We start from the raw sequence: 22787 nt of genomic DNA, 5'->3' as shown, positions 1-22787 counted from the left end.
CTTTCCCAGCGCTTATTGCGCATCTGGGAACCACTCTTGCAGCAGATCACGAGAGCGCTCTAGCTCTTTCTGCCAAGAGTTCACGCCAACTACGGTCGGTTTTAGCAAGATGACCAATTCTGTTTTCTCAGTTACGTTATTCACGTTGCGGAACAAATGCCCCAGTGCTGGTACATCGCCCAAAAATGGGACTTTAGAAACAAGCTCACGATTTTGCTGTTTCATCAAACCGCCGATAACCACAACATCGCCATCTTTAGCACGAATAACCGAGTCTGATTCACGAATAGAGCTTTTCGCTAATGGCAGTTGGATGTTTTGGAAATCTCCGCCCAAGTTCAATTGCTTCACTTCTTCCGTGACTTCAATAACTGCGGGGTGAACATGCAGGAACACATTGCCTTTGTTATCAATTTGCGGAGTCACATCGAGGGAAATACCCGAGAAGAATGGCGTCAGTTCCACTTCAGGAACTGCATTTGAGTTTTCACCGTTGCCTGCATTGCTCGATAGCTCGGTAACAAAGTACTCATCGGTACCCACTTTGATGACAGATTTTTGGTTGTTGGCAGCGGTAATACGAGGGCTCGAAAGGACGTTCAAGTCACCTTGCGTAGACATGAAGCTCAACACTGCATTGAAGTTACCATCCGAAATAGTCACGTTAGTTTGACCGCCCAATAGCGTGCCAATCGCATCCAATGGTGGTAATGTCGACGCAGGGCGGTTGACTACGATACTACCCGAGTTACCAATTGACGCCGATAAGTTTGACCAGTTGATGCCTTGTTGGTAGCCATCATTCAACGTCACTTCTAGGATTTTAGCTTCAAGAATGACCTGGCGCTGCATGCGCTCCTGCGATACACCTAAGAACTCGCGTACTTCGCGAATATCATCTGGAAATGCTCGAACCGTAATAACTCCCGCTTGTGGCGTTACAACCACACTTTGCCCTTTGCCTGAACCAATTAGATTCGCAACAGCTTGCTGCAGCATAGGCCAGAAGTCACTTTCAGTGATGGTTTCGATGCGTGTACCACCCGTAGATGTGGTCGAGCTATCGTTGTTGTTTCCATTGTTAGAGTCTGACGAGTCAGAACTGTCTGAGCTACCACCAGAATTAGACGTACCAGCCGAGGTTACAGAGCCCGTAACAATGCTGGTTAATGAGCGACCAGAACGCTTGAACTGCAGGTAATCGACTGGAATGGTCACAGTACGCATACCTGCTGGGTAGATTTGAATAACTTTGCCAGACTTCACCACGTCATAGCCATACATATTCTGTACAACATTCAGAACTTCATCCAATGTCACATCTGACAAGTTGACAGTGATATTACCTTGTACCGACGGGTGAATCGCCACGCTGTACTCTGTGCCTTTCACCAACGAGGCGAAAAAGCTTCTTGCATCGACCGCATTCGCTTGAATACGAAAACGCTTCGAGGTGCCTTGCTCTGATGCAACGTTCGAGTCTAAATTTGGCATCAAGTCTGCCTCAACAGAAGAAGGGATTTCTTCCAATGTGCGGCTGTTCGCTTGATTGATCGATTCATTGAGCGCTTCTTTAACTTCCACTGGATTCCGATGACCCATTGAACATCCCATTAAAGAAGCAATCGTTATTCCTACAACTAATTTGCGCATATCTGATCGGGCTCTGGTTATTATTGTTTTACGTTTAAATCAAAAAGCTCTAGGTCCCACTGACGGTTACCACGCTTTAAAGTTACAAATTCACTATTAATGCTCGCGACGCGATAACCCTTAAATAGCTCGCCTTTTTCGACAAGTTTGTTATCCATAATCGCGATACAATCAGTACTTGGCTTACACACAATACTGTTGAGCTTAGGCAGTCGGTACCGTTTAACTTTTGGTTTCGCTGACGTTTCAACCGCTGGTTTTTCCCAACCAAGTGGGGCCGTTGGGTCTTGGTTTGCCCAAGCGGTTCCTGCCGCTGCCATAACAAGCAATGAGATGATGAGTTTGTTAACCACCAATAAACTCCTCTCTAGATCCTAGTGTGTAGACTTCTAACACAAGCTTCGCTTTCGGGTACTCTTCGACTTTATAACTAAAGCTGCGCCAGTAATAACTCGCAGGAAGGCTCTCCAATTTATTCAGATAATTAGCAATAGAAAAATAGTCACCAGTCAGTTCCATACGAACAGGATGCACGTAGTAACCAGAGTATTGCGATGCTTCTTTATCTTCCGTTATTGGCTCAGATGGCAAGGTTTGCAGAGACAAAAGGTGAATGCCACTTTGCTGCTCCAACACATTTTCAAGCAGCTCAGCCATTTGCGAAGGTGTAATAAGATGCTCGATGATCTCCGCTAATTGCATCGAAAGATGCTGACTCTCAGCTAACAGATTAGATATCGCGCGATCAATCTCAGCATTTGGATCTTTCTTAAGTTGCGCCTGAATACGTAGCGTATCGATTTCAATCTTTTGATTGGCTTGCTTTAAATTACTTAGTTGCCTCTCATTACTGATGATCTCGTTAAGCTTTGGCTCCAATACCAGCGTAAAGAGCAACATGATCACGACAACTAAACCGCACAATGCGGTGAGCACTTTTTCACGCGTACTCATTTCGCCGAAGCGCCCTTCTAATGAGAGCCAGAATTCGTTCATTTCTCTTTATCCTCGCGCGTTTTTAGTTCAAACGTCACAATATCCTTATCATTTCGACCTATTTTGACGTCGTCAAACGTTCGGCCAACCAAGCTAATTTCATTTTTAAATTGGCTGACCCAATTTGGCACTGAGCTCGGTTTTTTCGCTAGTCCCTTCAGATCTAAGGTATGGGTATTGATTCGAATTTCGGACAAAGAAATTTCTTGGTTTCCTAGCTTCGCTAATGATTGCATCACGCCAGAGTAACCCGTGCGTTGCGAGTCATCGTATTTCCCGACAGCTTTAAGCGAGTCTCGCTTCGCCTTGACTTCACGCTCTAAGCGGGCTTTAGCTGCCAGCTTATTATTGTCAGGTTGATGTTTACGTAGCTTGACTTGATAACGTTCAAGCTCTGACTTCATGATATCGCCTTTACTTTTTACAATAGCAATCTCATCTTCCAAACCGCTGCTCTGCCAAGTGACATAACCGTAAGAAAATAGAATTGCAGCCGCCGCAACGCCCCAAGATAACGCGATATTTTTTAGCGTCAGGAGCTCTTTTTTCGGTTTTAAGTAATCGGGATATAAGTTGACGCGTCGAGTATTTGAAGTAGCCGCAGTGTCAGCCAAAACATGCCCTGATAGCTCATGTTCTGGTGGTAATAACGGTGAAACCTTAGTACTTAAACGGTAGTTCAGAGCCTGAACAAGCTCGCTCTCATCCTCTTCATCACAGCACACTTTCAATTGGTGTAATTGCACGTGGCGTAACTGAGATGAAAGATAGTCAATCGAACGTTGCAGTTCTAACGACAGACTGTCCATCTGTAAATCGCTAGACGGAACCCCCGTTAACGGTGGCGTCACACTGCGAATAGAGCGGTGGAACGCAATAGTATTTTCGACAAAAGCGCTTATACGGAAATGACCACGCACACTGCGTTGTAATAATAGGAAGTTTCCTAGTTCACCAGCAGTCTCTCCCCAAATATCGTCTTCAGGAAGAATGGCTTCTAATGGTAACTGGGCTCGACTGGCCAGTAACACAATCTTATCCAATATTTTTCGCGATAAGACGTATGCTTGCACTTTGGTTGAATTCGGTAACTCGACCGCATCGGCAATAATGTCGATGGCGCGCTCAGAGATCAGTTCTTTCAACAAAAACGGTAATGCGGCTGGCCATTCTTGACGCGGCATGACCGGTTTGTCGATTTGGTACATCTGGTAATAGTTATGAGAAAGAATAACCGTTAATGAATCATACGCACTCGCTGCAACGCTCAATGCTTGCTCAACGGCTTTTTCCCAATTGGACTCAGAAATATCAAATTGGTATGGACGACTACTTTTGATTGAAGATGATAAATAAACGGCGTCTGGCTGAATAACCAAAAAGCAGGAGCGATCACCACTAGATGATCGCTTAAGCTTGTCGAATAGTGCTTTGAAATCCATGATTATTATCTTTATTTTTTCCGCCAGCGATTTCGTCTTCCCAATTTAACTTGGGATTCTGATTGAGAATTCGGCAACGCTTGGGGACGAGGAAGAAACTGCTGCTCCGCAGAAAAGTAACGCCCTTGCCCACCATAAACCCCGAGCTCAATTAATGTGTTGAGCTCGTTCTGATTCTCAATTCCCACTGCTATAATTTTAGTTTTACTGTTTGCCGCCGCACCTAGCATACTGCGGACAAATAGCTGGTTTTCATGTCGTTGGTCGATTTTTGCTACTAAACTGCGATGAAGTTTAAGGTAACGAATGTCCACTTCTTTTAAATAGTGAGTGCTGACGATGGTACGCCCAGCCTGCCCAACCATTAAGTGGCACCCTAAACCGGCCAGCATTTTAGCGACTGGTCGCATAAAGTCTAAGTGTCTTACAAATTGTGCTTCAACAAACTCAAAACTGAGACACTTTCTCTGCTCACGTGACAACTGTAAGAGTTCATCACGAAACCATTTAAAGTACTCTCGGTTAGAAAATGGCGTTACATTCAAATTGAGCGCATACGATCTTGAGTTATCAAAATTATCCTTAAACTCTCTTAAGAATTTATTAATAACCGACTTATCCATTTGCGCTTCATAACCAACCTGTCTGATCGCAGAAATGAACCGAGATGCTTTAACAATCCCATTCTCAGGATCGCGAATCCGACATGTTAACTCTTCATATAATGATTTTTTATGCGTCGCGTCACTTATTGGGTGCACAGATTGTGCGTAGAGTATCACACTTTCAGGTGTAAGTGCTGTGTCAAATAACGTTCTCCACCTCACACTTCCGCGAGCTTCTTCATCGTGGTTCCATTTTTTGAAGCGACTCCAATTATTGTTATTTTGTAGTTGCGCACTACGCAAAGCAGTCTCGGCTTCATCAATGATTTGGCTGTGTCGCTCACCTTCTTTATAAGTGGTGATGCCAATATGGCACCAGTTGTCTGGATCAAGTGGCTCTGGCGGCATTAACTTTTCTAACTGGCGAATGCATTGCGAGGCAAGGTTAGCCACATCTTTCGCACTTTGGTGCGGTAGAAAAAGCGCAAAATCAGCATCGTAATAACGGGAAAATACAACATCTGGGTATCGTTGAACTAAATTGGACAATAAACTCCCAACTTCAACAATAAACTCATCCGTAATTTGCTTATCTTGCTCTTCTTCAACCAGTTTCCAGTCTTGAATACGAACTAGCAACACGGCGCCGCGAGCCCCGCTTTCTAGTAACGCCGATTCCAACTTGCTATCAAATAACACTCGGTTAGCGGTACCGGTTAGCTTATCAAGGAAGGTTTGAGTTCGAATAAAGGTATCAAATCGGCTTCGCTCTTGACGCGCATCTTGTAACTCTTCGATTAATACATCGAGCGCTTCACTGGCGGTGTAAGGCCATTCTTTTTTGTCACCTTTGGCATACTGCTCCACCCTACCAGCCAGGATCATTCTGCCTCGCTCTTCGAGCATTTCGGAGCCTTCTAATTGTTCCTTAAGCCATGCCACGCCGCGCATTAAGCAGAAGATGATCAATATAACGGCAAGCGTGATCGACCAAAGCGCCTGCATTGAGTAGCTGTAACCTAAGTAAGGGGGAATTGCTTTAAAGTGAATTGTGTAATCTTGATTGTGAGTCAACTGGTACTCAGCCTCAAACAAGACTGACGCTTCCATTTGATGAGAAGTATCTTTGAAGCGATAAACAACGGCGTTGTTGGTCGACAACGTCATTTCGACAATATTGGAAGCCTGCAGCATCTTCGGCATCCAGCGCTGCATAGAATAAGCGGCGTCAGGATCTTCCATCTCCTTGTCGACCACCTCTACGATCCCTTCTAAATAATGGGTGAGATATTCCTGCCCAAGACGTTTAAAAGAGAGGGTGCCACCGACAAACAAGATAAACATGGCGCAGATAACGATCATGGTGACAAAGGCCACCAGCCGTGTGCTTAACTTAAGAGTTGGGGTATACCTCATGAATACCAAATTCCTTTTTTATTCATCATATACCTTATTGAAATATTTATACTTGATAAGAGTTCATCAAACAATCGGATTAGTCTGATAGTGAGAGGCTGGAGCATAAAGAAAATCACACTCATTGATAAGTTTTATTGTTACGCCTAACCTTGCCAAGAGAAGCCTGTGAAATCATTAGATTGCGACAATAAAAAAGGCCGCGATATTCGCGGCCTTTTCGATTCAAGCATAAGCAGAATTTAGAACGGGATATCGTCGTCAAAATCCATTGGTGGCTCATTGTACTGCTGCTGTGATTGCTGCGGAGCCTGTTGTTGTGGTTGCTGTTGCTGAGGCGCATTGTACTGCTGCTGAGCTGGCTGTTGAGGCTGACCCCATCCACCTTGTTGCTGCTGTTGACCGCCCATAGGTGCGCCGCCACCTTGAGCACGACCGCCAAGCATTTGCATCACACCATTGAAGCCTTGAACAACGACTTCCGTTGAGTAGCGATCTTGGCCACTTTGATCTTGCCATTTGCGAGTTTGCAGTTGCCCTTCAATGTAAACTTGAGAGCCTTTACGCAAGTACTCACCTGCTACTTCCGCAAGTTTGCCGAACAACACAACACGGTGCCATTCCGTTTTTTCGCGCTGTTCGCCAGTCGCTTTATCACGCCATGAATCAGAAGTCGCAATAGTAATGTTTGCTACTGCACCGCCATTCGGCATGTAACGAATTTCAGGGTCGTTACCTAGATTCCCCACCAAAATAACTTTGTTAATTCCACGGCTGGCCATGATGTGCTCCGTTTCACTCTGGATATATAAAATTTTAGCGCATTAGAATAGCACGCTTTAATGTTTTGATTAAAGTCTAATACCATTGTGATCTATTGAGTCACCCTCTAGAACCCAAATCGTATTTCAACTTACGTGTGTAGCATTTTTGATTCGCGTTGCAGACATCGTTTCGTGAAGCTTTGAATTCGAACGCATTTATTCAGTAAAGCGATGGTTATGGCCTCTCTTTAATGCCAGTTTATGGCTTCTATTGAACCCAGGGAGATTGGAACACGTGAGAAAGTCGGCTTACGCAAGAAAGCTATTTCTGATCAGTATGGAAGATAATGCGCAAAAAAAAGTGGCGGCACTCGAAAAGTACGTTGATATGAGCATCCCGGTGATTTCAACCGCAGCACTCATGGAAGCCAAGCCACAACACCGTAATAAAATTCTACTGATCGACTTCAGTGAACATAAATCACTTGTTCAATCGATCAAAAACTTGCCTCTTGTATGGAAAAACTTTGAAACCGTTGTCTTCAACGTGCCTAAAAGACTAACCACGGATGAACTTCTTTCATTTGGTCAATTAAAAGGTGTGTTTTATTCTGAAGATACGCTAGAGCAAATTGGAGAAGGGTTAAAAGGCATTGTTAACGGTCAAAACTGGCTGCCGCGTAATGTAACCAGTCAACTTTTACACTATTACCGCAATGTCATTAATACTCATACTGCACCAGCTACGGTAGACCTAACCATTCGTGAGCTACAAGTACTACGTTGCCTACAAGCTGGCGCCTCGAACAGTCAGATGGCCGAGGAGTTATTCGTCAGTGAATTCACCATCAAATCGCACTTGTATCAGATATTCAAAAAGCTATCCGTAAAGAACCGAGTACAGGCAATCGCCTGGGCAGACCAAAACTTAATGTCATGATGCAATGTGAGCGGCTCTGATAACTGAAATGACAAGTCGCTCATCTTTTTTCCGCACCGAGTCTCACATTTTTTCCTACTTTATTCATGATTCATTGATACCTCTCGTGTTAAAGTTATACGCAGATTCTTGATAAAAACGAGATAGGATATTCCCCCAATGATAAAAAAATGTCTGTTCCCTGCTGCAGGCTATGGCACACGCTTCCTACCGGCAACGAAATCTATGCCAAAAGAGATGATGCCAGTCGTGAACAAACCGCTTATTGAATACGGTGTCGAAGAAGCAATCCAAGCTGGTATGAACGGCATGTGTATTGTGACAGGTCGTGGCAAGCACTCGATCATGGACCACTTTGATAAGAACTACGAACTGGAACATCAGATTAGCGGTACCAACAAAGAAGAGCTGTTGGTAGATATCCGTGAAATCATTGAATCTGCAAACTTCACTTATATACGTCAACGCGAAATGAAAGGCTTGGGCCACGCGATTCTAACTGGACGAGAATTGGTAGGCGATGAGCCATTTGCTGTTGTTCTTGCTGATGACCTTTGTGTGAACGAGCAAGAGGGCGTACTGGCTCAGATGGTGGCACTATTTAAGCAGTTCCGCTGTTCTATCGTTGCAGTACAAGAAGTACCAGCCGAAGAAACACACAAATACGGCGTTATCTCTGGTGAAATGATCAAAGACGACATCTATCGCGTAGACGACATGGTAGAAAAACCAGAGAAAGGCACGGCACCTAGCAACCTTGCGATCATTGGTCGCTACATCCTGACTCCCGATATTTTTGAACTGATCGAAAACACCGAACCTGGTAAAGGTGGTGAAATTCAAATCACTGACGCGCTGCTAAAACAAGCAAAAGCGGGCTGTGTATTGGCTTACAAATTCAAGGGCAAACGCTTTGACTGTGGTAGCGTTGAAGGTTACATCGAAGCAACTAACTATTGTTTTGAAAACCTGTATCTAAAAGATGAAAAAACCTCTGAGCTAGGTAAGCACGCAACACAAAAAGCAGTATAAAGCATCGTCTTAGTACGAAATTACTGTATCGAAAGCCCAGCACAACGCTGGGCTTTTTACTTTACTGTTTTTTTATCCAGTAATTTTCTTTGCACATTTCTCACACTATGTAATACTTGCCCCACTTGGTTATACATAGAGCAAAAACGATGGATAAAATAGAAGTTCGCGGTGCCCGAACCCATAACCTTAAAGACATTAATCTTACAATCCCTCGCGATAAACTGATTGTCATTACTGGACTAAGTGGCTCAGGTAAATCCTCTCTCGCTTTCGATACATTGTATGCAGAAGGCCAACGACGCTACGTAGAGTCTCTCTCTGCCTACGCTCGTCAGTTTTTGTCTCTGATGGAAAAACCCGATGTCGACCACATTGAAGGGTTATCACCTGCGATTTCTATTGAACAGAAATCTACTTCTCATAACCCGCGTTCAACCGTCGGTACAATTACCGAAGTCTACGACTACTTACGTCTATTGTATGCTCGTGTGGGCGAACCCCGCTGTCCAACGCACCATGCCCCTCTTGCTGCGCAAACTATCAGCCAAATGGTGGACAAAGTCCTAGAGATGCCGGAAGGCAGCAAAATGATGCTATTGGCGCCTATTGTCAAAGAACGTAAAGGTGAGCATGTTAAAACGCTTGAGAACTTAGCGGCTCAAGGCTTTATTCGTGCGCGTATTGATGGAGAAACTTGCGATCTTTCCGATCCTCCAACCCTTGAACTACATAAAAAGCACACCATTGAAGTTGTGGTAGACCGCTTTAAAGTTCGTCCAGACTTACAACAGCGCTTGGCCGAATCTTTCGAGACAACACTCGAATTATCAGGCGGAATTGCAGTTGTCGCGCCAATGGATGGCGACGGTGAAGAGATTATTTTCTCCGCCAACTTCGCTTGTCCACAATGTGGTTACAGCATGCAAGAGTTAGAGCCGCGACTTTTCTCATTCAACAACCCTGCTGGTGCATGTGGCACTTGTGATGGCTTGGGTGTTCAACAATACTTCGATCCAAGCCGAGTCATTCAAGATGATTCATTAAGCTTGGCACAAGGTGCAATTCGCGGTTGGGATCAAAAGAACTACTACTACTTCCAAATGCTCATCTCATTGGCCGATCATTATGGTTTTGACCTCCATGCCCCTTTTAATTCTCTGCCAAAGAAAACGCAAGATGTCATTCTAAAGGGCTCAGGTCGTACTGAGATTGAGTTTAAATACATCAACGATCGTGGCGATATTCGCGTTAAACGCCATCCATTCGAAGGTATTCTGAATACCCTAGAACGTCGCTATCGTGATACAGAATCCAACTCTGTCCGTGAAGAGCTTGCAAAATACATCTCCACTAAATCTTGTTCAAGCTGTGGCGGTACTCGTCTACGCCTTGAAGCACGTAACGTGTTTATTGCTGATACGACACTACCTGAGATTGTTGAACTCAGCATTGCTGATGCATTGGAATTCTTCCATTCCTTGAAACTGGAAGGTCAACGCGCCCAAATCGCTGAAAAAGTGATGAAGGAAATCAACGACCGCCTGCAATTCTTAGTTAACGTCGGTTTGAACTACCTAAACTTATCACGCAGTGCAGAAACCTTATCAGGCGGTGAAGCTCAACGTATTCGTTTAGCAAGCCAAATTGGGGCGGGTCTTGTTGGTGTGATGTATGTTCTGGACGAACCGTCGATTGGTCTCCACCAGCGTGATAATGAACGCTTATTAAAAACGCTCACTCATTTGCGCGATTTAGGTAATACCGTACTTGTGGTAGAACACGATGAAGATGCGATTCGCTGTGCAGATCATGTCATAGATATTGGTCCTGGTGCTGGCGTACATGGTGGTAATGTTGTTGCGGAAGGCACCATGGAAGAGATAGTCGCGAATCCGAATTCTCTGACAGGTCAGTACTTAAGTGGTGTTAAAGAAATCGCAGTACCGAAAGATCGCACGCCGCGAGATCCGAAAAAAACGGTTGAGCTATTAGGCGCTACAGGTAATAACCTTAAAAACGTTAACCTTTCAATTCCTGTTGGGTTATTCAGCTGTATTACAGGAGTATCTGGCTCAGGTAAATCAACGCTGATTAATGATACTTTCTTTAAAATTGCGCATACCCAACTTAACGGAGCGACAACGGCTCAGCCTTCACCTTATAAATCGATTAAAGGTCTAGAGCACTTCGATAAAGTCATCGATATCGATCAAAGCCCAATTGGCCGTACACCTCGCTCTAACCCTGCAACCTATACGGGGATCTTTACACCAATCCGTGAACTGTTTGCAGGCACACAGGAGTCGCGTTCTCGCGGTTACAAACCGGGCCGTTTTAGTTTTAACGTGCGCGGTGGTCGTTGTGAGGCCTGTCAGGGTGACGGTGTTATCAAAGTAGAAATGCACTTCCTACCAGATGTTTATGTGCCATGTGATGTGTGTAAAGGTAAACGCTACAACCGTGAAACGCTCGAAGTACGTTACAAAGGTAAAACTATTGATGAAGTGCTAGAAATGACGGTCGAAGATGCACGCACCTTCTTCGATCCAGTTCCTGCCATCGCTCGCAAACTACAAACACTGATGGATGTGGGTTTGTCGTACATACGATTGGGTCAAGCGGCAACAACACTCTCCGGTGGTGAAGCACAGCGTGTGAAACTGGCGCGAGAGCTATCCAAACGTGATACAGGAAAAACCTTGTACATTTTGGATGAACCAACAACCGGCTTGCACTTCCATGATATCCAGCAGTTGCTCACTGTACTGCACAGACTTCGCGACCACGGAAACACTGTCGTGGTGATCGAGCATAACCTGGACGTCATTAAGACTGCGGACTGGATTATCGATCTTGGTCCTGAAGGGGGTCAAGGTGGCGGCGAGATAATCGCTCAAGGCACTCCGGAAGATGTGTCGCAAATCGAGGGTTCGCACACAGCTCACTTCCTCAAGCCTATGTTGAAGTAGAAAAAACAGGTAAAGTATCGAGACCAGCAAGTGCTGGTCTTTTTTCATTCAAAACAACGCAATAACTATGGCTACTATACATGTAAGTGGAACAAAGCTTTCTCCCGAAAAAGTACAGGTTCCCCTCAATCGCAAGTTTCTCATTGCCTTGGCAACACTATTTGTGTTGGCAATGCACTTTTTCATGCCCAACCCCGGCGGTTCGGGGCTTTCGCTTTCGTTCAATGCGACAACTTGGATTGCTTTTAGCTTTGCATTAGGCATTGGGTGTTACCAACTAGCGAATAATCGAGTGCTACGTTACTCAAAACTAACCATCGGCTTGTTCATTAGTGCTCTTATCATGACAGTGCCCATTCTGTACCCAAATGCGAATAGCAGCTTGGCAGCCAATAAGCTCATAGGCCTGTGGTGTGGTGTCCTGTTCTTTATTGTTTTACAACAATTTCATTTCAGTAATAAACATCGCCAACGCCTATTATGGTTCATTGTCCTTGCGGTTGTTATCGAAGCCATTTTTGGTCTGACACAATATCTGTATCTCAAACCAGGCAATCCGTTTGGTTACGACACGGTGGCCAATCGTCCTTATGGTATTTTCCAACAGCCCAATGTAATGGCCAGTTTTCTTGCGACAGGGTTGGTGATTGCCAGCTATTTACTTGCACGTCAGCCCTACAAATACGATCGTAAGTTAAGCGATGTTTACCTTCTCTATGCCGTACCAGTTTTAACTTTACCACTAATTGTGGCGTTGGCTTCACGCACTGGTTGGTTAGCCTCGGTCATCGCCGTGTTGTTGGTCATTCCATACATGTACCGCTTTGCAACCAAAGGGCGCTTTATCCGCTGGGTTGTGTCACTTGTAAGTGGGCTCTTACTCTCTGTCGTTGTCATGCATCTTGCCTTTCCTGATGGAGGTAGGTTAGCCGCAGAAAAAGTAAATATGGAGTCTCCTCGAGCGTATACTTTTCCGCAAACATTAGACATGGTGATTGAAAAGCCTTTTACTGGTTATGGATATGGCAAGTTTGAATCTGAGTACATGCTGTATACGGCTCGTCAACATGCCCTAAATGAGAATTACCCAGCAGGTTTGCCAGCCATGGATCATCCGCATAATGAGCTACTTTACTGGGGAGTAGAAGGTGGCTTGCTGCCAATAATCGGCATCTTCTTAGCGATGGCACTGGTACTGTATCGAATCTATCAAGCCAAACGCGGAACTCGTCTTGCGTTGCTGGCCTTGTTTATACCTATCGTATTGCACTCACAACTGGAATACCCTTTCTACCACTCTCTCGTGCATTGGTTGATCTTCGTTATCCTACTGTACTGGGTCGATCAGCGCGTCTCTCGTTATCGACAAGTCGGCTTTAGTAATGTGACCAAAAGCTTGCTGCGTGTTTTTAGTTTGGTACTTCCCGTTGCGTTTACGTTTTACATGGTAAGCGCATTACATACGAACTATGTATTGACGAAGTTTGAGACCACTAGACCAACTAACCCTGATATTCTGAATCAAGTCAGTAACCCTGTGGTTTGGAAAGACAGGTTTGATTGGGATGTCTATAGCACGTTTTTAAACCTTGGGCTGTACCAACAAGACGCAACCTTGATTCAGCCTTATATCGATTGGTCGCTAAAAATCATCAAAGATAAGCCTCGCCCTGCATTTTATAATAATTTGATTTTGGCCTACCAAGGCTTAGATGACTCAAGTAAAGCGGAGCAAATTAGAGCTGAAGCGCAGTTTTTGTTCCCGAAGATTGATTTCAGTGACGTCAATTACCAACCACCTTCTCAAGCAATCTCTGCCTCACCAGCCCCCACTTCAGGTGCAGAGTAATAAGTACCAAAAAGCGAAGGGATGACCTTCGCTTTTCTTTATCTCATTGCTGTATGATTTTATTCAGTGAGTGACTCTTCTAACGCTTTTAAGCACAGCGCAACGTTTTCAGATCGAGCGCCGTAACCCATTAAGCCAATACGCCACGCTTTACCAGCTAATGCCCCAAGGCCTGCACCAATTTCTAGGTTATAGGTTTCTAGCAAGTGAGCACGAACTTTTGCTTCATCAATTCCTTCAGGCACGTAAATCGCATTTAATTGTGGCAACCGATGGGCTTCGTCCACAACAAATTCAAATCCTAACTTTTGTAAGCCATTTTTGAGTTTTTCATGCATCAGTTGGTGACGAGCCCAAGCGTTTTCTAATCCTTCATTTTTCAGTATCAATAAAGCTTCATGAAGCGCATACAAGCTATTAACTGGCGCCGTATGATGGTAACTACGCTTGCCTTCTCCACTCCAATACCCCAAAACTAAACTCTGATCGAGGAACCAACTCTGTACTGGTGTTGTTCTTGCTTGAATCTTTTCAATCGCGGCAGGAGAAAACGTCACTGGTGAGAGTCCAGGTACACATGACAAACATTTTTGACTACCAGAGTAAACCGCATCCAGTTGCCATTCATCCACTTTTAACGGCACACCACCAAGCGATGTCACCGCATCAACAATAGATAATGCATTATGCTGTTTCGCGAGCTTACCCAATGCTTGAGCATCACTGACTGCACCAGTTGAGGTTTCCGCATGCACAAAAGCAAGAATTTTTGTATCTGGGTGCTGTTCGAGTGCTTGCTCGACTTTATCAATGGAAACAGGCGTCCCCCATTCATCATCGACGATAACAACTTCACCACCAGCACGGACGACATTTTCGCGCATGCGTTCACCAAATACACCATTACGGCAAACGATCACTTTATCGCCTTTCTCGATCAAGTTTACAAAGCAGGTTTCCATCCCTGCACTACCTGGCGCTGAAACCGCAATAGTGAACTCATTGTCAGTTTGAAAGGCATACTTCAATAGCTGCTTGAGCTCATCCATCATACCGATAAACAGAGGATCAAGGTGACCTACCGTAGGACGGCTTAGTGCTTGTAACACTTGAGGATAAATATCAGAAGGACCAGGTCCCATTAAAATACGGTGAGGCGGAATAAAGCTTTGGATCGACATGTCAGCTCCTTGATTATCTTTTATCCTGAGCATTCTAAAAGTTCTATTCAATAACATGGCTCAGGTGTAGGGTTCTTCACCCTAATAGATTTTTCCTCTATCAGCAATTAGCCGTAAGTATGGAGGTCAAACCAGTGTCACAAAATCGTTAATAAAAAACACCATAAAGGTTGAAATATTGATTGACATTAAGGCCTCAAAACCGTTCAATGTTTGAGCTTTATGTAGAAGAGGAGCGCTACCCAGGTAGATGATTTGTGGAACCGCAATTCCAACACCAATCATTGAGGGGGAGTAGTGCCGAGGTAAGTCAAAGTTGCAGGATTTGACTTGTCGGTTGAATTGGGCTGAATCCCATCAACTGTCATCAGCGCAGTCTGATGAAGGGCTTCTGAGGGTAAATTTTTCAAATAGCATTCTAAATACCTCTCTTTTTGCTCTGTTCCTTTTCTCACTAAACATTGGATGTACAATTTTTTAGGAAGCCGTGGGAGAACGCAGTGAGCGCATTTAACGTAGCTAAATTCGGTGGAACCAGTGTTGCCAACTTTGAGGCAATGAGTCGTTGCGCCACCATTATCGAAAACAATCCAAATACTCGCCTGGTCGTGAGCAGCGCTTGCTCTGGCGTCACCAACCTATTGGTAGAACTCGCCAACGGTGTTCAGGATCAAACGCACCGTACTGAGCTGCTACAAAATTTGGCCAACATTCATGACGCCATTTTAACTCAGCTCGAAGACAGCACGAAAACTGCTGCCGAGGTGTATGGCATATTAGATACCGTAACCAGCCTGGCCGAGGCTGCATCTATCCAAGCTAGTGCGAAGTTAACCGATCATTTAGTCGCATGTGGTGAACTCATGTCGACGCACATTCTAACTCAGTTAATGTGTGAGCGAGGCATTCAAGCAGTGCGCTTTGATATCCGCGATGTGTTGCGTACTGATGACAACTTTGGTCGCGCGGAGCCAAACATTGAAGCAATTTCGACGCTTGCGCAAGATAAACTCGTACCACTTTGCCAACAATCCGTTGTTGTTACTCAAGGCTTCATAGGATCTGACGAAGCCGGTAATACAACAACATTAGGTCGAGGGGGCAGCGATTACAGCGCCGCCTTAATTGCTGAGAGCGTTAAAGCGGCAGGGCTAGAAATCTGGACTGATGTTCCGGGAATCTACACAACAGACCCGCGAATTGCACCAAAAGCCTCACCAATTCCTGAGATCAGCTTTAGTGAAGCTTCAGAAATGGCTAACTTTGGCGCTAAAATCCTTCACCCTTCTACGCTAGTACCTGCATTGCGCCACGACATTCCGGTATTTGTAGGGTCATCGAAAGAGCCAGAAAAAGGGGGAACTTGGATTCGCCACCAAGTCGAAAGCTCACCGTTATTCCGTGCGCTAGCTTTGCGTTGTAACCAAACCATGGTAACGCTACGCAGCGCCAATATGTTCCACGCATACGGTTTTTTAGCAAAGGTCTTTGAGATCCTTGCAAAGCATAAGATCTCTGTCGATTTGATCACGACATCTGAAATCAGTGTATCGTTAACACTTGATCAAACTGATACCTCTGGCGGAGCACCACAGCTGCCGCAAGCTGCACGAGAAGAGTTAGAAGAGTTATGTAAGGTAGAAGTTGAACATGACCTATGCCTCGTTGCTCTCATTGGAAACAACATGAGTGAGAGTAAAGGCTACGCGAAACAGGTTTTTGGCACGCTAGAAGATTTTAACCTACGCATGATTTGTTATGGCGCTAGCCCTCACAACTTATGCTTCTTGCTCCATGAATCGGTATCGAAACAAGCCATACAAAAACTCCACACTGAGTTGTTTGAGAAGTAAGTTCAACTCAATAAAACAAAGGGCTGCGTATTTGCAGCCCTTTGTCGTTTCATTAGTTGTTACATTTGGACGAGGTAAACATCAATTTAACCGTTAATGTTTGGCCCTAACCATTTTTCAGCCTCGATCCTATCCCACCCCTTACGATCGGCGTAACTCTCTAACTGATCTTCTTGGATCTGTGCGATCGCAAAGTAACGTGAGTCAGGATGAGAGAAATACCAACCAGAGACTGACGCGCCCGGATACATTGCATAGCTGGAGGTTAGAGTCATACCAATGTTCTCTTCCACATTAAGTAACTCCCAAAGCGGTCCTTTTTCAGTATGTTCAGGACACGCGGGATAACCCGGCGCAGGGCGAATACCTTGGTATTTTTCACGAATGAGATCATCGTTAGATAAATCTTCATCAGCTGCATAACCCCAAATTTCTTTACGGACACGCTCATGCAAATACTCAGCAAACGCTTCGGCTAGGCGATCCGCCACCGCTTGAATCATAATTGCGTTGTAATCATCTCCCTGTGCTTTGTATTCATCAGCAAGCTCTCGTTCACCAATACCACCAGTGACAGCAAATGCCCCTATCCAATCATGCTTACCCGACTCTTTAGGTGCGATGTAGTCGGATAAACAATAGTTGAATCCTTTTGGTTTCTCGGTCTGTTGTCGCAAGTTACGTAATACTTTCACAACGTCGGTACGAGTTTCATCAGCATAAACTTCAATGTCGTCCCCCACGCTCGCAGCAGGGAATAAGCCACACATTCCACGCGCTTTTAACAGGCCTTCTCGCTCAACTCGATCAAGTATCTCGTGGGCATCTTCGAATAAACGTTTTGCTTCTTCACCAACTTCTTCATGTTGGAAAATTGTTGGATACTTACCCACAAGTGACCAAGTCATAAAGAATGGTGTCCAATCGATGTATTGACGTAATATAGCCACATCAAAATCATCGAAGATATGAATGCCAGGCTTAACAGGCACTGGAGGAGTATAAGCTTCCCAATCGATAGCAACTTTATTCGCTCGAGCAGCTTCTAATGTCACTGGTTTGGTTCTCGGTTTCTTTCGATTATGTTGATCACGTACTCGTTCGTAATCAGCTTCAAGTTTTTCAACAAATTCAGGGCGACGTTCATCAGACAGAAGAGAAGTACATACGCCCACTGCACGTGAGGCGTTGTTCACGTAAACCACTGGATGCTTGTAATTTTTCTCAATCTTAACTGCTGTATGGGCTTTTGACGTTGTTGCGCCACCGATGAGAAGAGGTAAGTTAAAGTCGAGACGCTCCATCTCTTTTGCAACATGCACCATTTCGTCTAATGAAGGTGTGATCAACCCTGATAAACCAATAATATCGACGTTCTCTTCTTGCGCTACTTTTAAGATCTTTTCGCAAGGAACCATGACACCAAGATCGATAATTTCGTAGTTATTGCACTGCAATACAACGCCAACGATATTTTTCCCGATATCATGTACATCACCTTTGACCGTCGCTAGCAAAATCTTACCGTTTGTTTGTCCCACCTGCTTTTCTGCATTGATGTAGGGCTCCAGATGCGCGACTGCTTGCTTCATCACTCGTGCAGATTTTACGACCTGAGGAAGGAACATTTTACCTTCACCAAACAAGTCTCCGACGACGTTCATCCCATCCATTAATGGGCCTTCAATCACCTCTAATGGCTTTGAAGCGTTGACACGAGCCTCTTCGGTATCATCAACGATGAACTCAGTTATTCCTTTCACTAACGCGTGCTCTAAGCGCTTTTCAACAGGCCAAGTTCTCCACTCAAGTGCAGAGGCATCCTCCTCTTTACCTACCCCTTTGCCTGCATATTCCGCCGCGATATCTAACAATCTCTCAGTGGCGTCATCACGACGGTTAAGAACGACATCTTCCACAGCCTCACGCAATTTTTCAGGCACGTTATCGTAGATTTCTAACTGACCCGCATTCACAATCCCCATATCCATACCATTTTTAAAACAGTGGTAGAGGAACACCGCGTGAATCGCTTCACGTACATAGTTATTGCCACGGAAAGAGAATGAGACGTTAGAAACACCACCCGAGATCATCGCATGTGGTAAATCACGTTTGATATCGCCAACGGCTTCAATGAAATCCACCGCGTAGTTATTATGCTCCTCGATCCCCGTAGCAATGGCAAAAATGTTTGGGTCAAAAATGATGTCTTCTGGTGGAAAGCCCACTTCATCAACAAGAATTCGGTAAGCGTTGGTACAAATTTCTACTTTGCGCTCACGTGTATCTGCTTGCCCAATCTCATCAAACGCCATCACAATCACAGCCGCACCGTAACGGCGGATCAACTTAGCTTGTTCAACGAATTTCTCTTTGCCTTCTTTGAGAGAGATCGAGTTAACAATGCCTTTGCCTTGGATGCACTTAAGACCGGCTTCAATAACCTCCCACTTGGAAGAGTCAACCATGATTGGTACTTTTGAGATTTCAGGTTCTGACGCACAAAGGTTTAAAAAGCGAACCATACAAGCTTGTGCATCCAACATGCCTTCATCCATGTTGATATCGATAATTTGAGCGCCATTTTCAACTTGTTGACGAGCCACATCGAGCGCTTCATCGTACAGCTCTTCTTTAATCAAGCGCTTAAAACGCGCAGAACCGGTTACATTCGTACGCTCACCGACATTGATAAATAAAGAGTCTTTATCAATAGCGAGTGGCTCTAGGCCAGACAAGCGACAAGCAACGGGAAGTTCAGGTAATTGACGAGGGGCGATATTTTCAACCGCGAGTGCCATTTGGCGAATGTGCTCAGGAGTTGTACCACAACACCCACCAATCAAGTTTAAAAAGCCACTTTGAGCCCACTCTTTAACATGCTTAGCCATATCTTCTGGCGACAAATCGTATTCGCCGAATGCATTCGGAAGCCCAGCATTTGGGTGAGCGGAAACAAAAGATTCTGATATACGCGAGAGCTCTTCAACATAAGGACGCAGTTCATCCGGGCCAAGTGCACAGTTCAAACCAAACGAAATCGGTTTAACATGACGTAATGAGTTGTAAAACGCTTCTGTGGTTTGACCGGATAATGTTCTACCGGAAGCATCAGTAATAGTCCCCGAGATCATCACAGGTAACTCAATACCCATCTCTTCAAACACACTTTCAACAGCAAATGAACAAGCCTTAGCGTTAAGAGTATCGAAGATGGTCTCGATAAGAATAAGATCAGAACCACCTTTAATCAGCGCTCGAGTCGATTCAGAGTAAGCCTCAACTAACTCGTCGAAAGAAACATTTCGATATCCAGGGTCGTTTACATCAGGAGAGATAGAACAAGTGCGGTTCGTCGGCCCTAAAACCCCTGCGACATAACGCGGTTTATCGGGTGTTTTTGCGGTCCATTCGTCTGCAACTTCACGTGCAAGCTTGGCAGCAGCAAAGTTAATTTCTTCACTTAGGCTTTCCATCTCGTAGTCAGCCATCGCAATGGTTGTTGCGTTAAACGTGTTGGTTTCGAGAATATCTGCACCCGCTTCTAAATATGCAGCGTGAATTTCCTTGATAAGTTGAGGCTGACTTAGAACCAACAGGTCGTTGTTACCTTTTAGATCACAATGCCAATCCGCAAAGCGCGTTCCTCGATAGTCTTGCTCTTCAAGTTTGTACCCTTGAATCATGGTTCCCATACCACCATCAATCAAAAGAATACGTTGCTTCAATTGAGCTTCAATCTGTTGTATTACGTTACTTCCCACAGTACAGCCTCATTCCTTTAGTTATCTTTCCATCCTATCACACAAACTTCAGGAGTCTAGACGTCTAAACGTAGAATTAATGATTATTTTATATCCTTCTTAACTTGCAAAATAATCACGAAAAAATGTTTGCTATTTAAGCAGCATCAGCCGAGAATTCCATTCATAAAATGTTACAAATAGAGAGCTCTATGTCGGTCTATCATACTTTATGTTTTCTATCCGCAGCTGCGATGCTAATTGCTTTTGTAAACAGCAAGATAGGAAAGATGCAAACCACCATTGCGATTACCGCAGGTTCAATGGTGCTTTCACTTCTAATCTTAATTGCGGGTCAAAACAACTGGTTCCATCTCACCGAAATTGCAACGGAGACGGTCACAAGGATTAACTTCGAAGATTTCTTGCTCAAAGGCATTCTTGGCTTCTTACTATTTGCTGGTGGACTAGGCATCAAACTCCCGAACCTTAAAGATCAAAAGTGGGAGATCACTGTTTTAGCCCTTGGAGCTACACTGTTTTCTACGTTCTTTATTGGATTTGCGCTGTATGGGTTTTGTCAGTTAATTGGCATCCAATTTGATTTGGTCTACTGCTTACTATTTGGTGCTCTAATATCGCCAACTGACCCAATCGCTGTATTGGCTATTGTGAAAAAACTCGATGCTCCTAAACGTATCTCCACTCAGATTGAAGGAGAATCGCTCTTCAATGATGGCTTCGGTTTGGTTATCTTCGTCACTCTATTTACGATTGCATTTGGCACTGAGGCACCAACTGTAGGTAGTGTCACCTTACTCTTCATCCAAGAAGCTATCGGTGGTATCACATATGGTTTCGTCCTCGGTTTGCTATTCCACTACTTGATCAGTGCCACCGATGATCACTCAATGGAATTGTTACTTACCATTGGTGTCCCAACAGCAGGTTACGCATTTGCTGAATACATCCATGTATCAGGCCCACTCGCAATGGTTGTATCCGGTATTATGATTGGCAACTGGACACGCTTTATTGGCTTTTCAAAAGAGAGTGAAGATCACCTTGACCATTTTTGGGAGCTTGTTGATGAGTTCTTGAATGGCGTGTTATTCCTACTGATCGGCATGTCGATGCTGCTGTTTGAATTCCACAAAGAAGACTGGATCATGATGGCTATTTCAGTCCCTCTTGTACTAGCAGCTCGCTATTTAAGCGTATTTCTCTCGTACATTGGCTTTAAGCGTTACAGAAAATATAACCCGTGGTCAGTACGTATTTTGACGTGGGGCGGCTTACGCGGGGGCCTTGCATTGGCAATGGCACTTTCCATTCCATCTGGTATTTGGGTGATTCAAGATAAGTTAATCGATGTAAAAGAGATTATTCTTGTAATGACCTACTCCGTCGTTGTTTTCTCTATCCTCATTCAAGGCTCAACAATCACTCCAATGATTGAAAAAGCAAAAGCAGAAGAGAAGAAGATGGAAGAGAACAACCAAGCAATAACCACTCCGGAACATACGGAGACAGTGGACTCTTAAAGACACGTAACTTAATAAATAAAAAGCAGCTACCTAGCTGCTTTTTTCATAACTAATTTTCAGACTCCCCTTCAAGGACGAAGGCTCCTTATTCTTTGATATACCATCAAATATACGAAGAATCGCTACGCTACATTTTCATAGATACTAACTATTGCCGATAGATAGTATTCATAGACGAGTCTTTTAATTTACCCATTTTCATCTGTATCACTTCTCTTCCCTTGGCAATATAGGCTCCTCGCAAACATCAAAGCTAAACTTCCACAATACTTAGCAATGAGCGAGTTTGTATTTTTATGAGAAAGAGACATTTAGGGTGATTGCGTTCAGAACCCAAACGGGTTAGCAACCTCACCGAGATAAAACTGAGCTGGCACCCAGGTAGCAAAGCCTTAACGGAAGTTTAAATCCCTCCCTCTTGAACTCAGTGAGACTAAACTTGTATTCAAAGTCGTCCTGTTTTCAAATTAGAAACAAGCGACACCTCAAACAATTAAACTCTGTCACATAACTAGATTTTCTAATATCGAATAAAAAGGAGCTTTGGTTAGAGCTTGGTATCGGAATAAGGCTAAGACTAAGGCACAGAGTTACATGCTAGCTCGTTCACGACGATATTAAAACCATGTGAAGAGGGTAGTGTAACTCTAGATGCAAGGTTTTAATATGAAAGTGGATTTAAGGTAAGTCGGGGGAACCAAAACGAAAAAGCCTCAGTCTTTCGACTGAGGCTTAATATAAGTGGCGGAGTGGACGGGACTCGAACCCGCGACCCCCGGCGTGACAGGCCG

14 protein-coding genes and 1 riboswitch are annotated in these 22787 nt (G+C 44.4%); of the genes, 6 read left to right on the top strand and 8 right to left on the bottom strand.

The features are described 5' to 3' along the window. Positions 1-12: 12 nt before the first annotated feature. The 6 genes from mshL to R7190_RS20860 all read right to left on the bottom strand — a co-directional run bounded on the left by mshL (position 13) and on the right by R7190_RS20860 (position 6894). A complete protein-coding gene (gene mshL / locus R7190_RS20885) occupies positions 13-1653 on the bottom strand; it encodes a pilus (MSHA type) biogenesis protein MshL (RefSeq protein ID WP_005388471.1) in 1641 nt (546 codons plus the stop codon). Between the two features lie 20 nt (positions 1654-1673). After that, on the bottom strand, positions 1674-2006 hold the full coding sequence (locus R7190_RS20880) for a hypothetical protein (protein ID WP_005381196.1): 333 nt from the start codon (positions 2004-2006) through the stop codon (positions 1674-1676). Next, positions 1999-2649 (bottom strand): type II secretion system protein GspM, encoded by a 651-nt coding sequence (gene gspM / locus R7190_RS20875; RefSeq protein WP_005381197.1) that lies wholly within the window; start codon positions 2647-2649, stop codon positions 1999-2001. Before gspM ends, R7190_RS20880 begins: the two co-directional genes overlap by 8 nt. Further along, complete coding sequence (locus tag R7190_RS20870; RefSeq protein ID WP_005387799.1) at positions 2646-4091, bottom strand: hypothetical protein; 1446 nt, start codon at positions 4089-4091, stop codon at positions 2646-2648. Before R7190_RS20870 ends, gspM begins: the two co-directional genes overlap by 4 nt. Positions 4092-4102: 11 nt before the next feature. Continuing rightward, entirely contained in the window at positions 4103-6112 is a 2010-nt protein-coding gene (gene csrD, locus R7190_RS20865; protein ID WP_005381201.1) for an RNase E specificity factor CsrD, read from the bottom strand. Between the two features lie 242 nt (positions 6113-6354). Next, complete coding sequence (locus R7190_RS20860; protein ID WP_005381235.1) at positions 6355-6894, bottom strand: single-stranded DNA-binding protein; 540 nt, start codon at positions 6892-6894, stop codon at positions 6355-6357. Between the two features lie 277 nt (positions 6895-7171). Between R7190_RS20860 and R7190_RS20855 the strand changes: the two genes are divergently transcribed. The 4 genes from R7190_RS20855 (at position 7172) to R7190_RS20840 (ending at position 13669) form a co-directional block, all read left to right on the top strand. Then, complete coding sequence (locus tag R7190_RS20855; RefSeq protein ID WP_005381237.1) at positions 7172-7816, top strand: LuxR C-terminal-related transcriptional regulator; 645 nt, start codon at positions 7172-7174, stop codon at positions 7814-7816. Between the two features lie 159 nt (positions 7817-7975). Further along, the gene (gene galU, locus R7190_RS20850; protein ID WP_005381239.1) at positions 7976-8848 is read left to right on the top strand and encodes a UTP--glucose-1-phosphate uridylyltransferase GalU; all 873 of its coding nucleotides are present in this window, start codon (positions 7976-7978) and stop codon (positions 8846-8848) included. A 149-nt stretch (positions 8849-8997) separates the two neighbouring features. After that, complete coding sequence (gene uvrA, locus R7190_RS20845) at positions 8998-11820, top strand: excinuclease ABC subunit UvrA (RefSeq protein ID WP_170897625.1); 2823 nt, start codon at positions 8998-9000, stop codon at positions 11818-11820. A gap of 67 nt (positions 11821-11887) precedes the next feature. Next, positions 11888-13669 (top strand): PglL family O-oligosaccharyltransferase, encoded by a 1782-nt coding sequence (locus R7190_RS20840; protein WP_132937242.1) that lies wholly within the window; start codon positions 11888-11890, stop codon positions 13667-13669. A gap of 59 nt (positions 13670-13728) precedes the next feature. Here the strand turns inward: R7190_RS20840 and R7190_RS20835 are convergent, their stop codons facing one another. After that, positions 13729-14850, bottom strand: a complete 1122-nt coding sequence (locus R7190_RS20835) for a pyridoxal-phosphate-dependent aminotransferase family protein (RefSeq protein WP_017821323.1) — start codon at positions 14848-14850, stop codon at positions 13729-13731. A gap of 220 nt (positions 14851-15070) precedes the next feature. Beyond that, a riboswitch (Lysine riboswitch) is annotated at positions 15071-15249 on the top strand. A 101-nt stretch (positions 15250-15350) separates the two neighbouring features. Here R7190_RS20835 and lysC point away from each other — a divergent pair. Beyond that, positions 15351-16703, top strand: coding sequence for a lysine-sensitive aspartokinase 3 (gene lysC / locus R7190_RS20830; protein ID WP_017821324.1), 1353 nt, complete (start codon positions 15351-15353; stop codon positions 16701-16703). A gap of 86 nt (positions 16704-16789) precedes the next feature. Here lysC and metH read toward each other — a convergent pair whose 3' ends face one another. After that, a complete protein-coding gene (gene metH, locus R7190_RS20825; protein WP_186584630.1) occupies positions 16790-20470 on the bottom strand; it encodes a methionine synthase in 3681 nt (1226 codons plus the stop codon). 191 nt (positions 20471-20661) lie between these two features. Here metH and R7190_RS20820 point away from each other — a divergent pair, with 191 nt between their 5' ends. After that, the gene (locus R7190_RS20820; RefSeq protein WP_064354335.1) at positions 20662-21993 is read left to right on the top strand and encodes a cation:proton antiporter; all 1332 of its coding nucleotides are present in this window, start codon (positions 20662-20664) and stop codon (positions 21991-21993) included. The last annotated feature ends 794 nt before the right edge of the window (positions 21994-22787 follow it).

It is taken from the genome of Vibrio sp. 1078-1, from assembly GCF_033340475.1.
Note: the sequence above shows the minus strand (reverse complement) of the source record. Positions and strands in the feature narration are given on the sequence as shown.